Source organism: Rhodococcus sp. IEGM 1305, assembly GCF_030058635.1.
In the GTDB taxonomy this organism is placed as follows: domain Bacteria; phylum Actinomycetota; class Actinomycetes; order Mycobacteriales; family Mycobacteriaceae; genus Rhodococcus_F; species Rhodococcus_F opacus_D.
In genome coordinates this window covers 33764-55059 of record NZ_JASHKX010000039.1, presented here as the reverse complement: position 1 = coordinate 55059, position 21296 = coordinate 33764, and the positions used below count along the sequence as shown (strand labels likewise).

General features: G+C 68.2%; 15 protein-coding genes and 1 pseudogene. 8 read left to right on the top strand and 8 right to left on the bottom strand.

What is annotated here, in order from left to right:
• Positions 1–5288 (top strand): non-ribosomal peptide synthetase (locus QM693_RS31710; protein WP_349307529.1); only part of this gene is annotated, 5288 nt, incomplete at its 5' end.
• Here QM693_RS31710 and QM693_RS31705 read toward each other — a convergent pair.
• A complete protein-coding gene (locus QM693_RS31705) occupies positions 5244–6203 on the bottom strand; it encodes an alpha/beta hydrolase (RefSeq protein WP_283354309.1) in 960 nt (319 codons plus the stop codon). The genes QM693_RS31710 and QM693_RS31705 overlap by 45 nt on opposite strands.
• Before the next feature lie 92 nt (positions 6204–6295).
• Here QM693_RS31705 and QM693_RS31700 point away from each other — a divergent pair, with 92 nt between their 5' ends.
• Both QM693_RS31700 and fgd read left to right on the top strand, forming a co-directional pair.
• Positions 6296–6637 (top strand): YidH family protein, encoded by a 342-nt coding sequence (locus QM693_RS31700; protein WP_005264833.1) that lies wholly within the window; start codon positions 6296–6298, stop codon positions 6635–6637.
• A 55-nt stretch (positions 6638–6692) separates the two neighbouring features.
• Complete coding sequence (fgd, locus tag QM693_RS31695; RefSeq protein ID WP_283354308.1) at positions 6693–7700, top strand: glucose-6-phosphate dehydrogenase (coenzyme-F420); 1008 nt, start codon at positions 6693–6695, stop codon at positions 7698–7700.
• Positions 7701–7769: 69 nt separating this feature from the next.
• Here fgd and QM693_RS31690 read toward each other — a convergent pair whose 3' ends face one another.
• Entirely contained in the window at positions 7770–8684 is a 915-nt protein-coding gene (locus tag QM693_RS31690) for an AurF N-oxygenase family protein (protein ID WP_283336664.1), read from the bottom strand.
• Between the two features lie 255 nt (positions 8685–8939).
• On the opposite strand from QM693_RS31690, the gene QM693_RS31685 reads away from it, so the two are divergent.
• Complete coding sequence (locus QM693_RS31685) at positions 8940–9200, top strand: hypothetical protein (protein ID WP_283336665.1); 261 nt, start codon at positions 8940–8942, stop codon at positions 9198–9200.
• Between the two features lies 1 nt (position 9201).
• Here QM693_RS31685 and QM693_RS31680 read toward each other — a convergent pair whose 3' ends face one another.
• Entirely contained in the window at positions 9202–9825 is a 624-nt protein-coding gene (locus tag QM693_RS31680) for a CatB-related O-acetyltransferase (RefSeq protein ID WP_502942689.1), read from the bottom strand.
• Between the two features lie 187 nt (positions 9826–10012).
• Between QM693_RS31680 and QM693_RS31675 the strand changes: the two are divergent.
• A pseudogene (locus tag QM693_RS31675) lies at positions 10013–11183 on the top strand (HNH endonuclease).
• On the opposite strand, the gene QM693_RS31670 reads toward QM693_RS31675, so the two are convergent.
• On the bottom strand, positions 11129–11638 hold the full coding sequence (locus QM693_RS31670; protein ID WP_283354306.1) for a nitroreductase/quinone reductase family protein: 510 nt from the start codon (positions 11636–11638) through the stop codon (positions 11129–11131). The pseudogene QM693_RS31675 and the gene QM693_RS31670 overlap by 55 nt on opposite strands.
• A 62-nt stretch (positions 11639–11700) precedes the next feature.
• Between QM693_RS31670 and pta the strand changes: the two genes are divergently transcribed.
• On the top strand, positions 11701–13821 hold the full coding sequence (gene pta, locus QM693_RS31665) for a phosphate acetyltransferase (protein WP_283336668.1): 2121 nt from the start codon (positions 11701–11703) through the stop codon (positions 13819–13821).
• Complete coding sequence (locus QM693_RS31660) at positions 13818–15011, top strand: acetate kinase (RefSeq protein ID WP_283354305.1); 1194 nt, start codon at positions 13818–13820, stop codon at positions 15009–15011. The genes pta and QM693_RS31660 overlap by 4 nt, the downstream gene beginning before the upstream one ends.
• Before the next feature lie 3 nt (positions 15012–15014).
• Here the strand turns inward: QM693_RS31660 and QM693_RS31655 are convergent, their stop codons facing one another.
• Genes QM693_RS31655 through QM693_RS31645 form a run of 3 tightly spaced genes read right to left on the bottom strand, consistent with a single transcriptional unit; the run spans position 15015 to position 19689 of the window.
• Positions 15015–17336 carry a serine/threonine-protein kinase gene (locus QM693_RS31655; RefSeq protein WP_283354304.1) on the bottom strand — a complete coding sequence of 774 codons (2322 nt, stop codon included), beginning with the start codon at positions 17334–17336 and terminating at the stop codon, positions 15015–15017.
• 8 nt (positions 17337–17344) lie between these two features.
• Positions 17345–18331, bottom strand: coding sequence for a glutamate ABC transporter substrate-binding protein (locus QM693_RS31650; RefSeq protein WP_283354303.1), 987 nt, complete (start codon positions 18329–18331; stop codon positions 17345–17347).
• On the bottom strand, positions 18328–19689 hold the full coding sequence (locus QM693_RS31645) for a GlnX family signal transduction membrane protein (RefSeq protein WP_502942688.1): 1362 nt from the start codon (positions 19687–19689) through the stop codon (positions 18328–18330). The genes QM693_RS31650 and QM693_RS31645 overlap by 4 nt, the downstream gene beginning before the upstream one ends.
• 145 nt (positions 19690–19834) lie before the next feature.
• On the opposite strand from QM693_RS31645, the gene QM693_RS31640 reads away from it, so the two are divergent.
• Positions 19835–20593, top strand: a complete 759-nt coding sequence (locus QM693_RS31640; protein ID WP_280779799.1) for an NUDIX hydrolase — start codon at positions 19835–19837, stop codon at positions 20591–20593.
• Here QM693_RS31640 and thiE read toward each other — a convergent pair whose 3' ends face one another.
• Positions 20594–21292: a thiamine phosphate synthase gene (thiE, locus tag QM693_RS31635; RefSeq protein ID WP_144287983.1), complete on the bottom strand. Its 699-nt coding sequence runs from the start codon at positions 21290–21292 to the stop codon at positions 20594–20596.
• Positions 21293–21296 lie beyond the last annotated feature (4 nt).

The window sequence follows — 21296 nt, the reverse complement described above, 5'->3', positions numbered from 1 at the left end:
GGTTGGTGGGTGGGTGTGCGGCGTATGTGATGTATACGTCGGGGTCGACGGGGCGTCCGAAGGGGGTGGTGGTGACGCATGGGGGGTTGGCGAATTTGGTTGAGGAGGTGCGGGTTCGGTTTGGTTTGTGGTCGGGGTGTCGGGTGTCGCATGTGGCGTCGCCGAGTTTTGATGCGTCGGTGTACGAGTGGTTGATGGCGTTTTCGGTGGGGGCGCGGTTGGTGGTGGCGCCGCCGGGGGTGTTCGGGGGTGCGGCGTTGGGGGAGTGGTTGGCGGTCAATGGGGTGACGCATTGTTTTGTGACGCCGTCGGTGTTGGCGACGGTGGAGGAGGGGGCGTTGGGGTCGGTGCGGGTGTTGGTGGTGGCGGGGGAGGTGTTGGGGCCGGAGTTGGTGGCGCGGTGGGCGCCGGGGCGGGAGTTGTTCGATGCGTATGGGCCGACGGAGGTGACGGTTCAGGCGACGGTGAGTGATGCGTTGGTGGCGGGGGGTGTGGTGACGGTGGGTGGTCCGGCGGTGGGGGTGGAGGTGGTGGTGCTGGATGGGTGGTTGCGGCCGGTGCCGGTGGGTGTGGTGGGGGAGTTGTATGTGGGGGGTGCGGGGTTGGCGCGGGGGTATTTGGGGCGGGCGGGGTTGACGGCGGGGTCGTTTGTGGCGGATCCGTTCGGGGGTGTGGGTTCGCGGTTGTATCGGACGGGGGATTTGGTGCGGTGGGATGGGTTGGGGTCGTTGGTGTTTGTGGGGCGGGCTGATTTTCAGGTGAAGGTGCGGGGGCAGCGGGTGGAGTTGGGGGAGGTGGAGTCGGTGTTGGGGCGGTGTCCGGGGGTGGCGGCTGCGGTGGTGGTGGTGGGTGAGGGTGGTCGGTTGGTGGGGTATGTGGTGCCGGAGGTGGGGGTGCGGGTGGATCCGGGTGTGGTGGTGGAGTTTGCGGGGTCGGTGTTGCCGGGGGGTGTGGTGCCGTCGGTGGTGGTGGTGTTGGGGGAGTTGCCGGTGACGGCGAGTGGGAAGTTGGATCGTGCCGCACTCCCCGCACCGGACGCTCCGGTGCGCCGATTCCGTTCTCCGGCAACCCCGTTCGAGGCCGTCGTCGCCGAAGTGTACGGCGACGTCCTCGGTGTCGACCGCGTCGGTGCCGACGACGACTTCTTCCGGTTGGGCGGAGATTCGCTGTCGGCCACCCGGGTCGTCGCACGGGTCGATGCCGCTCTCGGCGTCGACGTCGGCGTGCACGCCCTGTTCGAGGCGCCCACCGTGGCCGGGTTCGCGGAGCGCGCGGCGAAAGCCGGAGTGCTGACGCACCGGCCGGAGTTGCGGGCAGCGCCGCGCCCCGAGCGTATTCCCCTGTCCCTGGCCCAGACCCGCATGTGGTTCCTCAACCAGTTCGACACCTCTTCGCCCGCCTACAACATCGCCATGGCGTTCCGGCTCACCGGCGCACTCGACCTCGACGCACTGCGGGCCGCGATGACCGATGTGGTGGAGCGCCACGAATCGCTCCGAACCCGATTCCCGATGGCCGGCGACGAACCGGTGCAGGTGATCCTCTCCGCTGCGGATTCGATGCCGGACCTGCCTGTCACGACCGTGTCGAGCGACGAGGAGTTGCGGGAACGGCTGGCGGCGGCTGTCTCGGAAGGGTTCGACGTCACCGGGCAGATCCCCTTGCGGGCAGCCGTATTCGAGACCTCCCACACCGACCGGGTGCTGTTGGTCGTGGTCCACCACATCGTCGCGGACGGCGTGTCGATGGTCCCGCTCGCACGCGACATGATGGTGGCCTACACCGCGCGGGCGGCCGGGCACGCCCCGGAGTGGCACCCGCCGACAGTCCAGTATGCCGATTTCACGCTCTGGCAGCGTCAACTCCTCGGATCGGAAGACGATCCGCAGTCGATGGTGTCGCAGCAACTGGACTACTGGCGCACCACGCTCGCCGGTCTCCCCGCCGCCCTGGACCTGCCCTCCGACCGCCCGCGGTCGATGGAACGCACACCCGACGGGAGCAGGGTCGGATTCGAGATCGAGGCCGGCCTGCACCGCCGGCTGCTGGCGACGGCGTCGGCGCACCAGTCGACCGTGTTCATGGTCGCGCACGCCGCCCTGGCCGCCTTCCTCGCGAGGATGTCCGGTACCGAGGACATCGCCGTCGGCACCCCGGTGGCCGGGCGCGGCGAGGCCGCACTCGACGACGTCGTCGGGATGTTCGTCAACACCGTGGTGCTGCGGACCGTCGTCTCCGACGCGAGCCGGTTCTCCGAACTGCTCGAACAGGTGCGCGACGTCGATCTCGGTGCGTACGCCCACGCCGAGGTGCCGTTCGAGAAGGTCGTCGAAGCGCTCGATCCGCCCCGCTCGACGGCACATTCACCGCTGTTCCAGGTGCTGCTCGAGTTCCAGAACGTCGAGCGCCCCGACCTTTCGCTGCCCGGCGTCGAGGTCGAGGGCATCGACCTCGGTGCCACGATCGCCAGGTTCGACCTGCAACTGACTTTGTCCGAGGAGTACACGGACGACGGAACGCCGGCAGGCATCACCGCCGGTTTCACCTACGCCACCGACCTTTTCGACGCCGAAACCGTCGCCGGCCTGGCCGACCGGTTCGTCCGGATGCTCGATGCGGCCGTGTCCGATTCGTCGATCAGGGTCGGCGACCTCGAGATCCTCGACGCCCTCGAACGGGACGAACTCGTGCCCATGCGAGGCTTCCCCGCGGTCGCGGAACGCACCCTCCCGGACGTCCTCACCGCGGGCGCCGCGCTCGCCCCGGGGGCCACCGCGGTGTCGTGCGACGGCGTCACCGTGTCGTACCGGGAACTCGACGAGCGGTCGAACCGGCTGGCCAGGGCGCTGATCCGTCGCGGTGCCGGCCCGGACTCCTTCGTCGCGATCGGCGTGCCGCGATCGATCGAATGGGTGCTGTCGGTGTGGGCGGTCGCGAAATCGGGGGCGGCCTACGTGCCGGTCGATCCCGCCCTGCCGCCCGCGCGCACCGGCGGCATGCTCGAGGATTCGGGTGCGGTGCTCGGGTTGACGGTGACGGAGCACCGTGACCGGTTGCCCGGGGTGGTGCCGTGGCTGCTGCTCGACGATCCCGACGTGGCGAACGGGTACTCGAGCGACCCGGTGACCGACGCCGACCGTCTGCGTCCGCTGAGAGTCGAGCACGCCGCGTTCCTGCTCTACACATCGGGATCGACGGGAACACCGAAGGGCGTCGTGATCACGCACGGCGGTCTCGCGAATCTCGCTGTGGAGGAACGGGAACGGTTCGCGTCGATGCACGGTGCCCGGGTGTCGCACCTGGCGTCGCCGAATTTCGACGCGTCCGTGTTCGAACTGCTGATGGCGTTCGCCGTCGGCGCGACTCTGGTGATCGTGCCGCCGAGAATCTTCGGGGGAAGGGAACTGGCCGAACTGCTCGAGGCCGAGCACGTCACGCACGCCTTCTTCACACCCACGATCCTGGACACCCTCCGCCCCGAGGACCTCCCCTCCCTGCGGATACTCGCGATGGGGGGCGAACGGTTCCCCCCCGAGTTGGCGGACCGCTGGACCCCGGGGCGCTTCGTCTTCAACGGGTACGGCCCGGCCGAGGCCACGGTCCAGACGACGATCAGCGAGGTGCTGTCCCCCGACGAACCGGTGAACGTCGGAGGCCCCGGGCGGGGCGTCGAGGTGATCGTGGTGAACACGTGGTTGCAGCCCGTTCCGGTGGGCGTGATCGGGGAACTGTGCGTCGCGGGGCCGGGGCTCGCGCGCGGCTACCACCGGCGGTCGGCGCTGACGGCCGCGTCCTTCGTGGCGAACCCGTTCGGCGAACCCGGCTCCCGCATGTACCGGACCGGCGACCTCGTGCGGTGGAGCGAGGTCGGCAGGCTGGAGTATGTGGGACGCAACGACTTCCAGGTGAAGATCCGGGGCCAGCGGGTGGAACTCGGCGAGATCGAATCGGTGCTGGCCCGCTGCGACGGCGTCGGCCGCGCGGCGGTCACCGTGCACAGCGGCACCGGCGACCGGCTGGTGGGATACGTGACCGCCGAAGCCGGTGCGAGCATCGACACCGCCGAGGTGCTCCGATACGCCGGATCCCATCTCGCCCCGTACATGGTGCCCACCCAGCTGGTGGTGCTCGACCGGCTGCCCGTCGGCCGCACCGGCAAGCTGGACCGGCGAGCGCTACCCGCACCGGTGCTCGCGCCCAGAGAGTTCCGGGCACCCGCCACCCCGGTCGAGGAGGCGGTGGCGGAGGTCTTCGCCGACGTCCTCGGCATCGACCGCGTCGGGGCCGACGACGACTTCTTCGAACTGGGCGGGAACTCGCTCGTCGCGACCCGGGTGGCGTCCGCGCTCCGCGACCGGCTCGGCACCGACGTCGTCCTGCAGTGGATTTTCCGCAACCCCACGCCGGAGGGCCTGGCCCGCCGCATCGTCGACCCGTCGGCGCTCGGAAGCATGCCGGCGGACGACGTGCTGAACGTCGTCGTTCCGTTCCGGTCTTCCGGTGCGCAACCCGCGCTGTTCTGCGTGCACCCGGCGGGCGGACTCGCGCTGGGATACGCCGGACTGATGAAGTACGTCTCACCCGACCGTCCGGTGTACGGGCTGCAGCTGCCGATCCTCAGCGGCGGAACGACGTTCGAGTCGATGGAGCAGCTCGCCCACCGGTACGTGGTCGAGATGCGCGCAGTGCAGCCCGAGGGGCCCTACCACCTGCTGGGCTGGTCCCTCGGCGGTGTCATCGCCCAGGCCGTCGCCGTCGAACTCCGCGAGTCCGGCGCCGAGGTCGGCACGCTCGCGATGATGGACAGCTACGTCGCGGAGGGCGAAAACTTCGGTGACCTCGAGGTGAACGCCGAGGAGTGGCTGCACGGGCTGGGTGTCGAGTTCGAGGGTGCGGGCGAGGGCGGCACGTCGTACCGCGAGCAGCTGGTCGAGGTGCTCGGACGATCCTTCGGCCGCGACCCCGCGTTCGCGTCGACCCTCCTCGGTCGCATCAGCACCGGCCTGGAGAACTCGAAGCAGATCTCCACCGGATACCGGCCGCGGGTGTTCGACGGCGACCTGGTGTTCTTCAGCGCCGCGCAGTCCGCCGACGGGGAGGAAGGCGAACGGCCGTCGCCGAGCGTCTGGCAGCCCGCGATCACCGGCGTGATCGTCGAGCACAAGGTGGAATGCGACCACCTGCGGATGACCACGCCGGAAGCCCTCGCGGTCATCGGGCCGATCCTGGAACACTCCCTGGGGTCACGCCCCGATCGCACTGCCGATGACGGGCCAGGACTCCCGTAACTCGGTCTCGAACAGCCCCCACGAATGCGTGCCCTGCGAGACGTAGGCGAACGTGGCGGGAATCCCCAGCGAGTGCAGCCGCGACTGGAACGCGGCCGCACACACGTTGGTCACCATCTCGACGACGCTGCCGCCGATCGTCTGGGGCACCACCAGCACGGGGTCGTGGTTGTCGATGCTGCCGGGAAGCCCGTTGCCGCTCGAGACGAACAATTCTGTGCCGCGCAGTCGTTCGGCATTCAGCATCGGGTCGTGTACCCGCCATCGCGGATCCATGGCGGAGCCCCACATGTTGGCCGCATTGCCGCCGCCCCGCAGTTCCACCATCGACCGCACCATCGCCTGACCCAGCAGTCCGCTCGTCGCGGCACACCCGCTGTACGAGCCGACGGCCCGATAGAAACCCGGAGCCTGAATGGCGAGGTCGAGTACCGCGCCGCCCGCCATCGACACCCCGCCGATGGCGTTCGCCCCGGTGGTCTCGAATCGGCTGTCGATGGCTGCGGGGAGTTCACTCGTCAGGTACGTCTGCCACTTGTTCCGGCCGAGGACCGGGTCGTCGGCATCCCAGTCGGTGTACATGCTGTACTGGCCGCCGATCGGCATTACCACGTTGACGTGCTTGTCGGCGAAGAAGTCCCGCACACCGGTGTTGTTGAACCAGGAGATCCCGTCCGACCCGCCACCGATACCGGTGAGCAGGTAGAAGGTCGGCGCCGGACCGCCCGATGCGGGAGAGATGACGTCGTTGGCCACCCACCGGCCCATCGACTCCGAATACACGTCCACCCTGGTGATGCGGGGCTCCGCCGAAACCGACGGCGGGCCGAGCGCCGCCCACCCGGAAACGACCAGCAACATCACCGCCAGCACACGCAGAGAGAACGCGGATCGCAGAGCTTCGAACGGTCGCATGGACGCCCCCTGGCTGTGGCCTGCCCTTCCAATCTAGAACTGCGGGGGACCTGCTTGGTGCGGTTCCCGTGAACCGGTGTAAAGATGATTCGGTGACCGACAACGACCGGCCCGACGAACGTTTCACCCTCGCAAGCGAGCGGACATTCCTCGCCTGGATGCGGAGTTCGCTCGCACTCCTGGCCGGTGGCATCGCGATGATCCACCTGGTCCCCGAATTCAGCACCGGGTGGGTGCGGACGACCCTCGGCCTGATCCTGATCGGCCTCGCCGCGGCAGCCGCCCTCGTCGGCATGCGGCGGTGGTCGCAGGTCGAGAAGGCCCTGCGCGACGGCGCACCGATGCCGCCGCCTCACGAGTTGTGGCTGTTCGCGGTGACACTGACGGTGGTGGCACTGGGAGCGGCGCTCGCCAGCCTGGTGGCCGCGCTCTAACCTGCAGAAGAGGTTTGCATCTCGCGAACCGGACGTGAAGACGAAGGAGTACACGGTGGCCCACGAACTCAAGCTCGGTTACAAGGCGTCCGCGGAGCAGTTCGGTCCGCGGGAGTTGGTGGAGCTGGGTGTTCTGGCGGAGGCACACGGTATGGATTCGGCGACCGTGTCGGATCATTTCCAGCCGTGGCGGCACGAGGGCGGTCATGCGCCGTTCTCGTTGGCGTGGATGACGGCGGTGGGGGAGCGCACGGAGCGGTTGCAGTTGGGGACGTCGGTGATGACGCCGACGTTCCGGTACAACCCGGCGGTGGTAGCGCAGGCGTTCGCGACGATGGGGTGTCTGTACCCGGGGCGGATCATGCTCGGCGTGGGTACCGGTGAGGCGCTCAACGAGATCGCGACAGGCTTTGCGGGGGAGTGGCCGGAGTTCAAGGAGCGGTTCGCGCGGCTGCGGGAGGCGGTCCGGTTGATGCGTGAGCTGTGGCTCGGCGACCGGGTCGACTTCGAGGGTGAGTACTACACCACGAAGGGGGCGTCGATCTACGACGTGCCCGAGGGTGGGATTCCGGTGTACATCGCGGCCGGTGGTCCGGTGGTGGCCCGATACGCCGGTCGGAGCGGCGACGGGTTCATCTGCACGTCCGGTAAGGGCATGGAGTTGTACACGGAAAAGTTGATGCCAGCGGTCGCGGAGGGGGCGGCGAAGGCCGGCCGTGATGTGGCGGAGATCGACAAGATGATCGAGATCAAGATTTCGTACGACACGGATCCGGAGTTGGCGCTGGAGAACACGCGGTTCTGGGCGCCGTTGTCGTTGACGCCGGAGCAGAAGCATTCGATCGATGATCCGATCGAGATGGAGAAGGCGGCGGATGCGTTGCCGATCGAGCAGGTGGCGAAGCGGTGGATCGTGGCGTCGGATCCGGATGAGGCGGTGGCGCAGATCCGCCCGTATCTCGATGCCGGGTTGAACCACCTGGTCTTCCACGCTCCGGGCCACGACCAGAAGCGGTTCCTGGAACTCTTCGAGCGGGATCTGGCGCCGCGGTTGCGGGGGTAGGCGGCTTCGCCGCCCGTGCGCCTTTTTGGTAGTGGGTGCTACCAGAAAGGCGCACGGGTGCGGAGCGCCTCAGAGCATGTTCACACGCTTGTAGAGGTGCCGGGAAGGACCGCCCAGCAGGTCGGCGTCGTCCAGGAACCGCATGAGCGGCTGCGAACTCTCGCGAATCTTCTCGGCCCGGAATCGGTTGTTCTTCGCCTCGCGGAGCGCGCGTTCGGTGTCAAGTCCGGCTGCCGCGTAGACGGCGGGATTGATCATGCTGGAGACGATCAGATTGGACGCGATCGCGATGCAGGCGCGGCTCGCAGCACGGTGCGCCTTGCTCATGCCCTGGGCCCGTCGCAGGGTCTCCTCCCGGGCGAAGCGCATGTGCCGGGCTTCTTCGACCACGTGAATCTTGCTGGTGACGCGGACGATCGGCTGGACGCGTGTGTCCTTCATCCAGTCGCGCTGCATGACGTCGAGGATCTCCTCGGCGACGAGAATGCCGGCGTACGCGACCTCCCCCGAGGCGAGCGCCTTGAACCCGCGACCCAGCGTGACCACCGACTTGCGTGGAACGTAGGAGGGGCAACCGAACTTCTCGGCGGTGCGAGCGAACATCACCGAGTGCCTGCACTCGTCGGCTACCTCGGTCAGCGCGAACTGGAAGTGGGCCTGCGACGCGTCCTTGGCGTACATGTCCCGGATGACCATCTGCTGGAGGATCATCTCGAACCAGATTCCGGTGCCCATGATCGAGGACACCTCATGCTTCGTCAGCGTGATCTGCTGCTCGAACGTCATCTCGTCCCACATCGGCGTGCCGTACAGCGAGGACCACTCGGGGGTGAGGCCGTACAGGTCGTCGGGGACGGGCGCGTCCCAGTCCACCTCGACCGTCGGGTCGTACGACATGCGGGCGGAGGACTGGAGGAGCCGGGCGCCGGTGTCCTGGCGATCCGTGATCTTCGGATTGCGGATATCGAGCGTCGAGCGTGCCATGAAATTCCTCCATGTCAGTGTGACCGGCAGTTACACCTAATCATGTCGAAGAAGTCTCTTGACGTCAATGCCTCTGGTGTACAAACAGTGGACAAAAGTCGGGTCGTTCTGCGTACGTCAAGGCCTCGGTGATGATCCCCACAACTCCGACGCAAGGCTTGCTCAAAATTTGCCGATCGTCTGTAGTGAGTTCTCGGCAGCGGGCCCGGATGATCCCTTGCCCCGGCATCACCCTGCAGAAAGCGGAATGAACCCATGTCTGATCAGAAGAGTGCCGCCCAGCCCCACAGCCCCGACGTCGTCGTCGGCGCTCGCGTCCGGGTCCGCCGCGACTCCGATGCTCCCGCGCCCGGTGTCGTGATCGAGGATTTCGCGGACCTGTCCCAGTCGGAGGGACTGCTCGGACGTGATTGGGCGCCCGTGCACCGCTGGGCCGTCGCTCTCGACGACGGACGCCTCGTATTCGCCGACGACGGCGAACTCGACCTCGAAGCACCGCAGGCGGCGCGCGGCTGATTCAGCCGAGTCCGTCGGCGACATCCTGAAGTTGCTCGACGGTGCCTGCGGCGATGGTCCGCACATGTTCGGTAACGATGGAGATCGGCCAGTCCCACCACGCGATCCGCACCAGCGCGGCGATCTCGGTTTTCGAATAGCGGTCCTTGATGTGGACGGCCGGATTCCCGCCCACGACCGCATAGTCCGGCACGTCCCGCGTCACTACCGAACCGGTCGACACGATCGCACCGTGCCCGATGCGGACGCCGGGCATGATCGTCGCGTTGCCTCCGATCCACACGTCGTTGCCGACGACGGTGTCGCCGCGCGACGGTAGGTCGGCGAGTAGATCGGAATGCTCGGCCCACGACCCTCCGATGATCGGAAACGGGAAGGTCGAGACTCCGCTCATTCGATGATTCGCGCCGTTCATGATGAACGTCGTCCCGGTCGCGAATGCGCAGAACTTGCCGATGATCAGCCGGTCCGGCCCGTAATGGTGCAGGACATTGCGCGTTTCGAACTCGTCCGCGAACTCGGGGTCGTCGTAGTAGCTGTACTCCCCGACCACGATCAGCGGGTTCTCGATCAGAGGTTTGAGCAGGACCACCCGAGGCTGACCCGAAACAGGGTGCAGGGTCATCGGATCCGGTGCGGCATTCGTGGGCAACTACTTCTCCATTCCTCGGCGCAGGCGTGCGCGATCTCTTGTATAGCGCCGTACGGTCCTGTGCTGCACGCACTTTTATCGGCGTGCGGCTATTGCCATTGTTCACGAACTGTTGCTAGAGTCGAACATGCATTCGAACGACCTTGGGGGAGGATTGGTTGTGGGGGAATCGATGGCGCCGGATCTGGATGAGGTGCGTGCGTTCGCGGCGCGGTTGCCGGTGGTGTCTGCTGACGGGGATGCGGGGTTGGGGATCGAGTGGCTCGATGCGCTCGAGGTGTTGAAGTCGGTCGGGTGTGCGGTGCAGGCGGTGATCACCGATGGCGTCGCCACGTGTATCCGTGCGGATCGCAGGGCTCGGGGGTTGCCGCGGGTGGAGTGGGACCGCGGCATTGCCTCGCAGATTGCGTTGGCGCGCAAGGAGTCCCCGAACCGTGGTGGTCGGCATCTGGGTTTCGCGCAGGCGTTGGTGCACGAGATGCCGCACACCCTGGCGATGTTGCGGACCGGCCGGCGAGCGACGTTGTTGGTGCGCGAAACGGCCTGCCTGTCGGCTGCGGATCGGGCGATCGTGGACCGCCGGTTGTGTTCGGACCCGGCCACTCTCGACGGGGTCGGCGACCGCGGTCTGATCGCACGCGCGAAAGCGTTGGCCGTCGAACTCGATGCCGCAGCGGTCGTGGCCCGGCACCGCAAGGCGGTGTCGGAGCGTCGGGTCACGACACGGCTGGCGCCGGACTCGATGGCCTACCTGAGTGTGTTGATGCCGGTGGAGCAAGCGGTGTGTGTGCAGGCCACGCTGGGTCGGGATGCCGACAGTCTGATCGCCACCGGCAACAGCGGCGGCCGCACCCGCGGGAATTGCCCGGCAGTTGGTGGCCGCCGCCGTCGACAGTGACACCGAGACGACGCTTCAGCGGGTGTACGCGTGCCCACAGTCGGGGGCGTTGACGGCGATGGAGTCGCAGTCGCGCACGTTCCCGAAGAGCCTGCGAAAGCTGATCGACCTCCGGGACCGCACCTGCCGCACGCCGTGGTGCGATGCGCCGATCCGGCACCACGACCACATCCGCTCACACCGAGAATCCGGTGCCACGACGGCGGACAACGGGTCCGGCCTTTGCGAGGCATGCAACCACGCGAATGAAGGCGACGGATGGTCCGCCCGCCCCGTACGCAACCCCGGCCGCACCCACCTCATCGACCTCGGCACCCCGACCGGGCACCATTACCGGTCGGCGGCCCCACCGCTCCCGGCCCCGGCACGGCGCTCGGCTCACGACGCGGTGAGAGCGAACACCCGCATCGTGCGGTTCGTTCGGTGCTCGTAGACGCCGTAGACGCGCACCATCTCGTCGAATTCGCGGTAGATCCGTGTCCGCTCCGGTTCGGCGAGGAGGGTCGCGGTGACGGGGATGTCCTTCCCTCCGATTGTGACCTTCGCGTCCGGCTGGGCGAGGAGGTTCCCCGACCACGCCGGGTGGTGATCCTGCCCGAAGTTGCTGCCCACGACGAAGATCTGCTGTCCCTCGCGGTAGTACAGGAGCGGGCTCGTCCGCGGTGCGCCCGACTTACGACCCGTCGTCGTCAGCAGGACCACCGGTGCGGCGATCGGACCGAGGATCGTGAAGCGTCCTCTGCTCTTCTGGAGGAGCCGGCGGTCGACTCCGGCGAGATTCCGGATCACCCACGATCCGGGTCGGGTGGCGGCAAATTTCGCGGCGGGTTCGCGGAGGAAGCTGTTCTCGCTGCCCCACCGGACGTCGGGGAAGGGTGATTCGGCCATAGGTCATCTGACCGCCGGGCGGGTGCGGTGTCAATCGCCGGGCGGCGGCGGCCGGATACGCTATGGCCATGGCTGCGCCAGCGACACCCTCACCCGTGAATCCGCCCGCACGTCCCCAGCCGTCGAGCGTCTACATCGCCTCACCGGAGGGGGACACCGGCAAGTCCACCATCGCGCTGGGTGTCCTGCAGATGCTGTGTGCGTCCGCGGCGAGGGTGGGCGTCTTCCGTCCCATCGCCCGATCGACGCAGGAACCCGATTACATCCTCGAGCTGCTCCTCGAACACACGACGGCCGACGTCGGCTACGAGGAGTCCCTGGGGGTCACGTACGAGCAGGTCCACGCCGATCCCGACGGAGCGCTCAGCGAGATCGTCTCCCGGTATCACCAGGTGGCGGCGCAGTGTGACGCCGTCGTGGTGATCGGCAGCGATTACACCGACGTAGCGAGCCCGAGCGAACTCGGCTACAACGCGAGGATCGCCGCCAACCTGGGCGCACCCGTGCTGCTCGCCGTGAAGGGAGCCCGGCGCACCCCCGAGGAGGTCGCGCAACTCGCCCATCTCGCGATCGGTGAACTGACTTCTCACCACGCCCATCCGCTCGCTGTGGTCGCGAACCGCTGCGACCCGGATCAGCTCGATGCGGTCACCGCCGCGTTGGCGTCCACCGGTGTGCCCGCGTGGAGCCTGCCCGAGATCCCGCTGCTGGTCGCACCGACCATGGCCGAACTCCTCGAGTCGATCGACGGCAGCCTGTTCAGCGGCGACCCCGAGCTTCTCCACCGCGAGGCGCTGCGGGTGATGGTGGGCGGAATGACGGCGGAGCACATTCTCGAACGGTTGACCGAGGGCACGGTGGTGATCGCCCCGGCCGACCGTTCCGACGTGCTACTGGCGATGGTGAATGCGCATGAGGCCGAAGGTTTCCCGTCGCTGGCGGGCATCATCATGAACGGTGGCCTGATGCCGCACCCGGCGATCGCGAAGCTGATGGCCGGCCTGAAGCCGCGGTTGCCGATCCTCACCACCGGACTGGGCACGTTCGACACGGCCAGTGCGGCCGCGCAGACCCGTGGCCGGGTGGCGGTCGGTTCGCAGCGCAAGATCGACACCGCCCTGAGCGTCATGGAACTGCGGGTGGACGCACCCACCCTGCTGGAGCGGTTGAAGTTGCCGATCCCCTCGGTGGTGACTCCGCAGATGTTCGAATACCAGCTGATCGACCGTGCCCGCCGCGACCGCAAGCACATCGTGCTCCCGGAAGGCGACGACGACCGCATCCTCCGCGCGGCTGGGAGACTGTTGCAGCGGCAGGTGGCGGCTCTGACCATTCTCGGCGACGAGGTGCAGGTGCGGCGCCGCGCGGCGGAACTCGGCGTCGACCTCGGTGACGCACAGGTTCTCGACCCCCGGACGTCCGACCATGCGGGGCCGTTCGCCGAGGAGTACGCGCGGCTCCGCGCCCACAAGGGCATGACCGTGGAGCGGGCCCGCGAGGTGATGGGCGACATCTCGTACTTCGGAACCATGATGGTGCACTTGGGAATCGCGGACGGCATGGTTTCCGGTGCCGCGCACACCACGGCGCACACCATCCGGCCGTCGTTCGAGATCATCAAGACGCAACCGGGGGTGTCCACGGTGTCGAGTGTCTTCCTGATGTGCCTGTCCGATCGGGTGCTCGCGTACGGGGACTGCGCGGTGGTGCCCGACCCCACCGCCGAACAGTTGGCCGACATCGCGATCTCCTCGGCGCAGACGGCGGCTCAGTTCGGCATCGATCCGCGCATCGCGATGCTGTCGTATTCGACCGGCGACTCCGGCAGCGGCGCGGACGTCGACAAGGTGCGCTCCGCGACGAAACTCGTCCGCGAGCGTCGCCCGGACCTGCTGGTGGAGGGCCCCATTCAGTACGACGCCGCCATCGAGCAGAGCGTGGCCGACAAGAAGATGCCCGATTCGGCGGTGGCCGGGAAGGCGACGGTCTTCATCTTCCCCGACCTCAACACCGGGAACAACACGTACAAGGCCGTGCAGCGCAGCGCCGGCGCGATCGCCGTCGGACCGGTGTTGCAGGGCCTCGACAAACCCGTCAACGACCTGTCGCGAGGGGCGCTGGTCGAGGACATCGTGAACACCGTGGCCATCACCGCGATCCAGGCGCAGGGAGCAGAGCAGTGACCGAGGGGTCCGTACTGGTAGTCAATTCCGGTTCGTCGTCGATCAAGTTCCAGCTGATCCACCCGGACACCGGTAAGGCCTCGGCGTCCGGGCTCATCGAGAGGATCGGGGAACCCGAGGGGCGCATCGTCTACCACCACCGCACCGGATTGGCGGAGCGCCACGTTCACATCGCCGACCACCGGGTTGGGCTGAAGATGGTGTCGGACATCGTCGCCGAGGTGGGCCGACCGCTGAGGGAGGCCGGGATCGTCGCGGTCGGTCATCGCATAGTCCACGGCGGCGACGTGTTCTTCGAACCCACGATCATCGACGACGCGGTGGTGCAGTCCATTTCGGATCTCTCGAACCTTGCACCGCTGCACAATCCGGCGAATGTGATCGGGATCGAGGTGGCGCGGGAGGAGCTGCCGGACATCCCGCACGTCGCGGTGTTCGACACCGCGTTCTTCCACACCCTGCCCGCGGAGGCGTCGACGTATGCGATCGACCTGCAGGTCGCGAAGGAGCACTCCATCCGGCGGTACGGCTTCCACGGCACGTCGCACCAGTACGTGTCGGCGCGCGCGGCCGAGTTCCTCGGCAGGGACCTGTCCGAGCTGAACCAGATCGTGTTGCACCTGGGGAACGGCGCCTCGGCGTCCGCGATCCGCGGGGGGCGGGCCGTCGACACGAGCATGGGGCTGACCCCGCTCGAGGGGCTCGTCATGGGCACCCGGTCCGGGGACGTCGATCCCGGTGTCATCCTGCACCTGCACCGCAGCGGGATGGGTGTCGATCAGATCGACGACCTCCTGAACCGGCACTCCGGACTCAAGGGCCTGTCGGGGGTCAACGACTTCCGGGCGCTCCTGACGCTCGTCGGTGAGGGTGACGAGGCCGCGGCGTTGGCGTACGACGTGTACGTGCACCGACTCCGCAAGTACATCGGCGCCTACCTGGTGGAACTGGGTGATGTCGACGTCATCACGTTCACCGGGGGAGTCGGTGAGAACAATGTCGACGTCCGCTGCGACAGCCTGGCCGGGCTGGGGCGGCTCGGCATCGTCGTCGACGACGACCGCAATCGGGCGGATTCCCGGGACGCACGCCGTATCTCGGCGGACGAGTCCGACGTGCAGGTGCTGGTCGTGCCCACCAACGAGGAGTTCGCGATCGCCCGTGCCGCGGCGGACCTGATCGGGGCCTGAGCGTTACAGCAGGCTCTTGGGCCGGATGGCGTTGGCCAGATCCACCAGCGTGTACCGGTGAGTGCGCTCGGGGGCGTTGCGGGCCAGCGCCCGCAGGCCGGCCTCGGCGCCCTTGCGGAGGCCCCGTTCGGTGAACGGCACACCGAGGATCTGTTCGCGTTCGGTCGCCGACGTGTGACCGGCACGCATCCAGTCCAGTGCGGTGCCCAGTACGAGCGTGCGCATCTGCAGTGCCCGGCTCTCCTCGGGTGCGAGCGCGGCGACACGGAGTGCAGCCTCCCGGAGGGCTGCTTCGTCGATCTCCTCGATCGGCTTGCCGGACAACAGCATCAACACACTCGTCATCCGGGCCATGGTGAAGTGCCGGGAGGTCGCGGGAACCTGATCGAGGGCGGCGATGGCACCGGGCAGGTCGCCGCGTTGGGTGAGTTGCCGCGCCAGCCCGAATGCCGCACTCACCATGCTGTGGTCGGTCCGCCACACCGTCCGGTAGTACTTCTCGGCGAACGTCCGCCACTGATGGGGATCGGAACTCTCCCAGTGCTGCAGAATCAGTTCGGCGGTGGCGGCCAGCGCAAGCTTGGGAGCCGTCTCCCCGGGCATCGCCTTCAGCACGGATTCGAAGCGGGAGAACGCCGTCTCGTACTCGCCGGCGATGAGCGTCGCGAGTCCGGCGTACCAGTCGGCGCGCCAGTTCCCGCCCATGTCTCCCGCCACGTTGCGGAGGAGTTCGGTGGCGGTGGCGGCGTCACCGAGATCGAGGTGCGCCTTGATCTCGGCGAGCGTGAGTTCCCGGGAGAACGACACGTCCAGCTCACCGACGACTCGTTCGATACCGTTCTCGCGCGCGTGCCGAATGGACTCCAGTGTCTGCTGCGGTTCGCTGTGCACCGCGGCGGCCAGGAGTGGGGCGTTGGGATCGGTCGGGTCGATCAGGGGCACCGCCAACGCCTGCGCCACGGACTGCGGATCGAGATTCTCGTCCCGTTCGACGCCGTCGACGTACACGTCGGTCTGCTCGACGGCCTCGTTCGTGCCGAACGTCGTTCTCTGCTTGCTGAACACGGTCGACAGTCCGGGATGCTCCTCGCCGGTCTGCTGCGCGAGCACCTCCCGCAGTACTGCCGTGAGCTGCCCCGCCATCTCCTCGGCGGACGCGAAACGCCGATTCGGATCGGGGTCGGTGGCGCGCAACAGGAGTCGGTGGAAGAACTCGTATTCCGCGAGGAGCGGCGCCTGCTCGGGGGACGGGATCCCGTCGAGGTACCGGCCCTTGTCGGACGGCATGTCGAGCGTCAGGACGGCGAGTGTGCGCCCCACCGTGTAGATGTCGGACGCCACGGTCGGGCCCGTCTTGACGATCTCCGGCGCCTGAAACCCGGGTGTGCCGTACAGGTAGCCGTAGTCCTCGATGCCCGCGACGGCCCCGAGGTCGATCAATTTGAGGGCGTCCTCGGTGACCATCACGTTGTCCGGTTTGAGGTCGTTGTATACCAGGCCGGTGGAATGCAGATACGCCAGTGCGGGAAGGATTTCGAGCACGTAGGCGATGGCCTGCTCGACCGGCATCCGCTCGGGCTTCTCGTGCGTCGACAGGACGTCCCGCAGCGAGTGACCGCCCACGTACTCCATGACGATGTACCCCATCGGGGTCCCGTCCGACCGGGGATGCTCCACGAAGTTGAAGATCTTCACGATGCTCGGGTGGGCCACCTCGGCGAGGAACTGGCGTTCGGCGACCGCCACGGCCTGAGCCTCGGCGTCGCCGAAGTGCAACAGGCCCTTGAGAACCACCCACCGGTCGCTGACGTTGCGATCGATGGCCAGGTAGATCCAGCCGAGGCCGCCGTGCGCGATGCAGCCCTGCACCTCGTACTGGCCGCCGATCAGCTCGTTCGGGCCGAGAAGCGGCCGGAAGTCGTAGGTGGCTCCGCACGAGGGGCACAGACCGTACTCGGAGCCCTCCGATGTGGCACTGGTGCGGCCGACCGGTTTGTTGCATTTCCAGCAGAAGCGCTTGCTCTCGGGGACTTTCGGGTCGGTCATCACGGCGGACGCCGGGTCGAGCGTCTTCACGACGGGAACCTCGACGAGACCGCCACCGAGTCGCAGGCGCCGCCCGGACCGGGTGCGCGGTGAGCGCGTCGAGCGGCCGGTGCCGGACGCGCCGGACGGCCGGGACGTCGGCGTCGCCTGGGTGGCCGGACCCTCGTCCGGTTCTTCCCGGACCGCGGCCTGCGTGGCCTCCTCTTCCGGCTCCCGGACGGCGGCCTGGGTGGCGATGTCCGGGTCGGTGGACTCCGGGTTCTTCGAATGTTGCGGCATGTGTCCCCTCAGTCCTGGTACACGGCGGACGGCGGGGCGGGGGACGGCCCCAGCATCGACAGCCACTGGTCGTACATCCCGGTCCAGGTACCGTCGCGGCGGATCCGTTCGAGCGTGCCGTTGACGAACCGCACCAGGTCCTCGTTCGCCTTGGTGATGCCGACGCCGTACGGCTCGGCGCCCATGCTGTCTCCGACGATCTCGAGATACGGGTCCTGGGACGCCAGGCCGGCGAGGATCGTGTCGTCGGTGCTCACCGCATCGACCTGCCGTTGTTGCAGGACCACCAGGCAATCCGACCACATGGGCACCGTCAGGATGTCCGCGGTGGGCGCCACCTGCTGCAGCCGTGTCAGCGACGTCGTGCCGCGGACGACGCAGACCCGCTTGCCGTCCAGGTCGGCGGCTCTGCGGATCGGGGAGCCCTTCACGACGAGGACCCGCTGCTGCGCCTCGAAGTACTCGGAGGAGAACGCCACCCGTTCCTTCCGATCGCAGGTGATGGTCATCGTCTTGGCCACGATGTCGACCATCGACTCCTGCAGTGCCTTCTCACGATTCGCCGACGTGAGGATGCGGTACTCGAGCCGGTCGGGATCGCCGAACAGGTCCCGCGCGATCTCGCGGGCGATGTCGACGTCGAAGCCCTGGATGGCGCCGGTCGCCGGGTCGCGGAAACTCATCAGGTTGCTGCCCGTATCGAGGCCGACGACGAGACGGCCCCGCGCGCGGATGGCGTCGACCGTCGGCATCGGCGGTGCGGCGTCGGCGTCGGCGTCGGGGAACGGGCGCAGGCTCGCGGTGGGATCGCCGCAGTCCTTCTCCGGAGTCGGCGGCGCAGCGCTGGTCTCGGGCGCCGGCGTCGCGGCCGCGGGTAGCGGGGGCTCGGTGTACGACACGCTCGGCGATCCGACGTGCTCCGGACTCGACTCGGCGCACCCGCCGATCAGCAACGTGGCCGCCACCAGCGCCAGCGCGATCCTGCGCCCCCTCACTGGTATTCCCGCAACCGAGGCCACAATCCGATGATAATTCCGCCGAACGCGATGAGCGTCAGGACGAGGGCACCGGAACCGAGCGCGGTCAGCACGCGGGCCGCGGATTCGACATGCGACCGCAGACGGTCGCGGGCGGTGCCGATTCCGTCGGTGAGCGCGTCGTCGACGGCGGTGAACTGCGCCGCGGAATCCGACGGTCCCGGTCCGATGGCGACTGTTGCCGCCGAGGCGAAGTCGCCCTCGGCGAGGATCTCGTTCATGCGGTCGTGCGCCGAGGACCAGAGCGTCCACGCCTCCTGCGCCCGCGCCACCTCGTCGTGGCCGACCGCGCGGTCGCCGTCGTGGGGGTAGCTCGACAGCAGGGTGTCGAGCTGACCGGACTTGTCCTCGAAGACGGCGTCGTAGTCACCGTTCGAGTCGCGGCGGACCAGTTTGAGGGTCTCCTCGGTGCGCGCCTGCTGGGCCAGGATGCGGGCGGCGGTCAACTCGTGCATCGGGCGGGCGCCCTCGGTCAGTGCCCGCTTGGTGTCGACGGAGGAGACCAGACCGGCGACCAGCATCCACACCAGGAGGATCGCGGTGCACGACGACGCCACGATCAGCCCGAGATTGAACGTGCGCCGGCTGAGTCTCGCGATGACGATCTGCGCGACGAGCAGCGCGACGAGCGCGACGAGAATCAGGATCAGCGCCAGCCAGGGCGGGCGAGAGTAGTCCCGCTGCGTGTCCGCGACGTCAGCCTCCTGCTGGGCGTGCAACTGCTGCGCCATCGGCAGCATGCTCGTCTGCATCAGCGTGGACGCCTCGCTGAGGTAGGCCGCGCCGACGGGATGGCCGGTGCGATTGTTGGCCCGCGCGGTCTCGACGAGACCGGCGTAGACGCTGAGGTCGCTGGAGATGGAGGCCAGCAGACGGCGGCTGTCCACGTCGCTCGCCGCGAGACCGCCCGACGCGTACACCAGGTCGGCGGAGGCCGTGCCGATCGCCTGCGCGTAGGTGTCGCGGAGTTCGGGAGGTTCGAGACCGCCGGAGATGAACGCCGTCGTGGCCGCGGCATCCGCCACGGACAGGGCGCTGTAGAGGTTCTGCGCCGAGAACGACAACGGTTCGGTCTCCGCGAGGACACTGTCGAGGGTGGCCTCCCTGCTGTTCGCCGTCGAGGCGGCCACCAACCCGGCCGCGAGTGTGAGCAGGACCAGGAGGGCTCCGAGGGCGGTGAGCTTGGCGGGAGTCGATGCCAGGAACGCGCGCAGTTCCTTGCGGCGCGCCACCGCGGGGTCGACGTCGTCGTCCGCGGCGGCAGACAATGCGCGGCTGCCGTGGGGTTCGATCGACGGTGCCTCACGCAGAACCACCTCGCACCCCTCCCGTGTCATGGCCGCACCTTGTGGGGAGCATATAAGCAGCGGTCGGTTCACGACTGCCGACGGGCAGTTCCGGAAGAAACCGTTAGTGTGAGGGAACTGCAGGGAGACCCATCAGGTCGGACAGGGGTAGTCGATGCGTGGTGACGGTGACGGTTGGGCAACCGGGCCGGACGGCAGTCGTCATTGGGGCAAGCACGGTGCGGCCGGGTTGTTGCTGCGTGCGCCGCTCCCCGACGAGACGCCGGCCGTGCTGCTGCAGCACCGTGCGGTCTGGAGTCACCAGGGCGGTACGTGGGCGTTGCCCGGCGGTGCCCGGGACAGCCACGAGACCACCACCCACGCCGCGGTGCGCGAGGCCCACGAGGAAGCCGGCATCGAGAGCGCGGCCATCCGCGTCCGCACCGAGGTCGTCACGATGAAGGCCGCGAGCGGCTGGAGTTACACCACGGTGATCGCCGACGCCGAGCGCCCACTGCCCACCGTCGCGAACGGCGAGAGCACCGAACTGCGCTGGGTGCGGGAAACCGACGTCGCCGGGTTGCCGCTGCACCCGGGATTCGAAGCGGGGTGGCCGCAACTGCGCACCACCGAGGTGCGATTGCTGCTCGACCGGCACGACGTGCTGGGCGAACGCGGCGCGCTGGCGCAGTTGTCGAAGGCACTGCCCCGCACGGTGCACCTGCCCGACGGCACCTACGGGTGGTTGCCGCGCGTCGAGGTGCTCGAAGCCCTGGACGCGGTCGGCAGCCTCGCCGAACCGGCCGGCCACGGCACCACGCTCGGAACGGTGACGGCATTCGTCACCACCGACCCCGACCTGATCGAACAGTTGCCGGCCACAGTCGTGGTCCTGCCGCCCGCTACGGTGCTGGACTGGCTGGACCAGCCGTAACTACGCGTTCTGCTGCAACAGGGCGGACAGCGAGCGCGCGGCGGCCTGCGGGTCGCGGGCCTCGGTGACGGCCCGCACGACGACGATGCGGGAGGCCCCCGCGGCGAGGATCTCCGGAACGCGGGACTCGTCGATGCCGCCGATCGCGAACCACGGGCGGTTCGGCTCCGAGTCGGCGGTCGATCGCACCAGATCGATGCCCGACGCGGTCCGCCCCGGCTTGGTGGGGGTGGCCCACACCGGACCGGTGCAGAAGTAGTCGACGCCGTCCTCGATCGCCGCGAGACTGGCCTGCGCGCGACTGTGGGTGGAGCGGCCGATCAGGACGTCGGAACCCACCACGGTCCGTGCGTACGGGACGGGCAGGTCGCCCTGGCCGAGGTGCAGCACGTCGGCCCCGGCCGCCAGCGCCATGTCGGCGCGGTCGTTGACCGCGAGCAGCGCTCCGTGCCGCCTGGCCGCGGCCGCGAGCACCGACAGCGCCGCCAGTTCGTCCCGGGCGTCCATCGTGCCGAACTTCTTCTCTCCGGCCGAGCCCTTGTCGCGGAGCTGGATGATGTCGACGCCGCCGGACAGTGCGGCCTCGGCGAACTGCGCCAGGTCGCCCTTCTCGCGCCGAGCATCGGTGCACAGGTACAAACGTGCTGTTCCGAGGCGGCGCCGACGGTCCGTGAGGTTGCTGTGATGCGAGGTGGTCACGGCA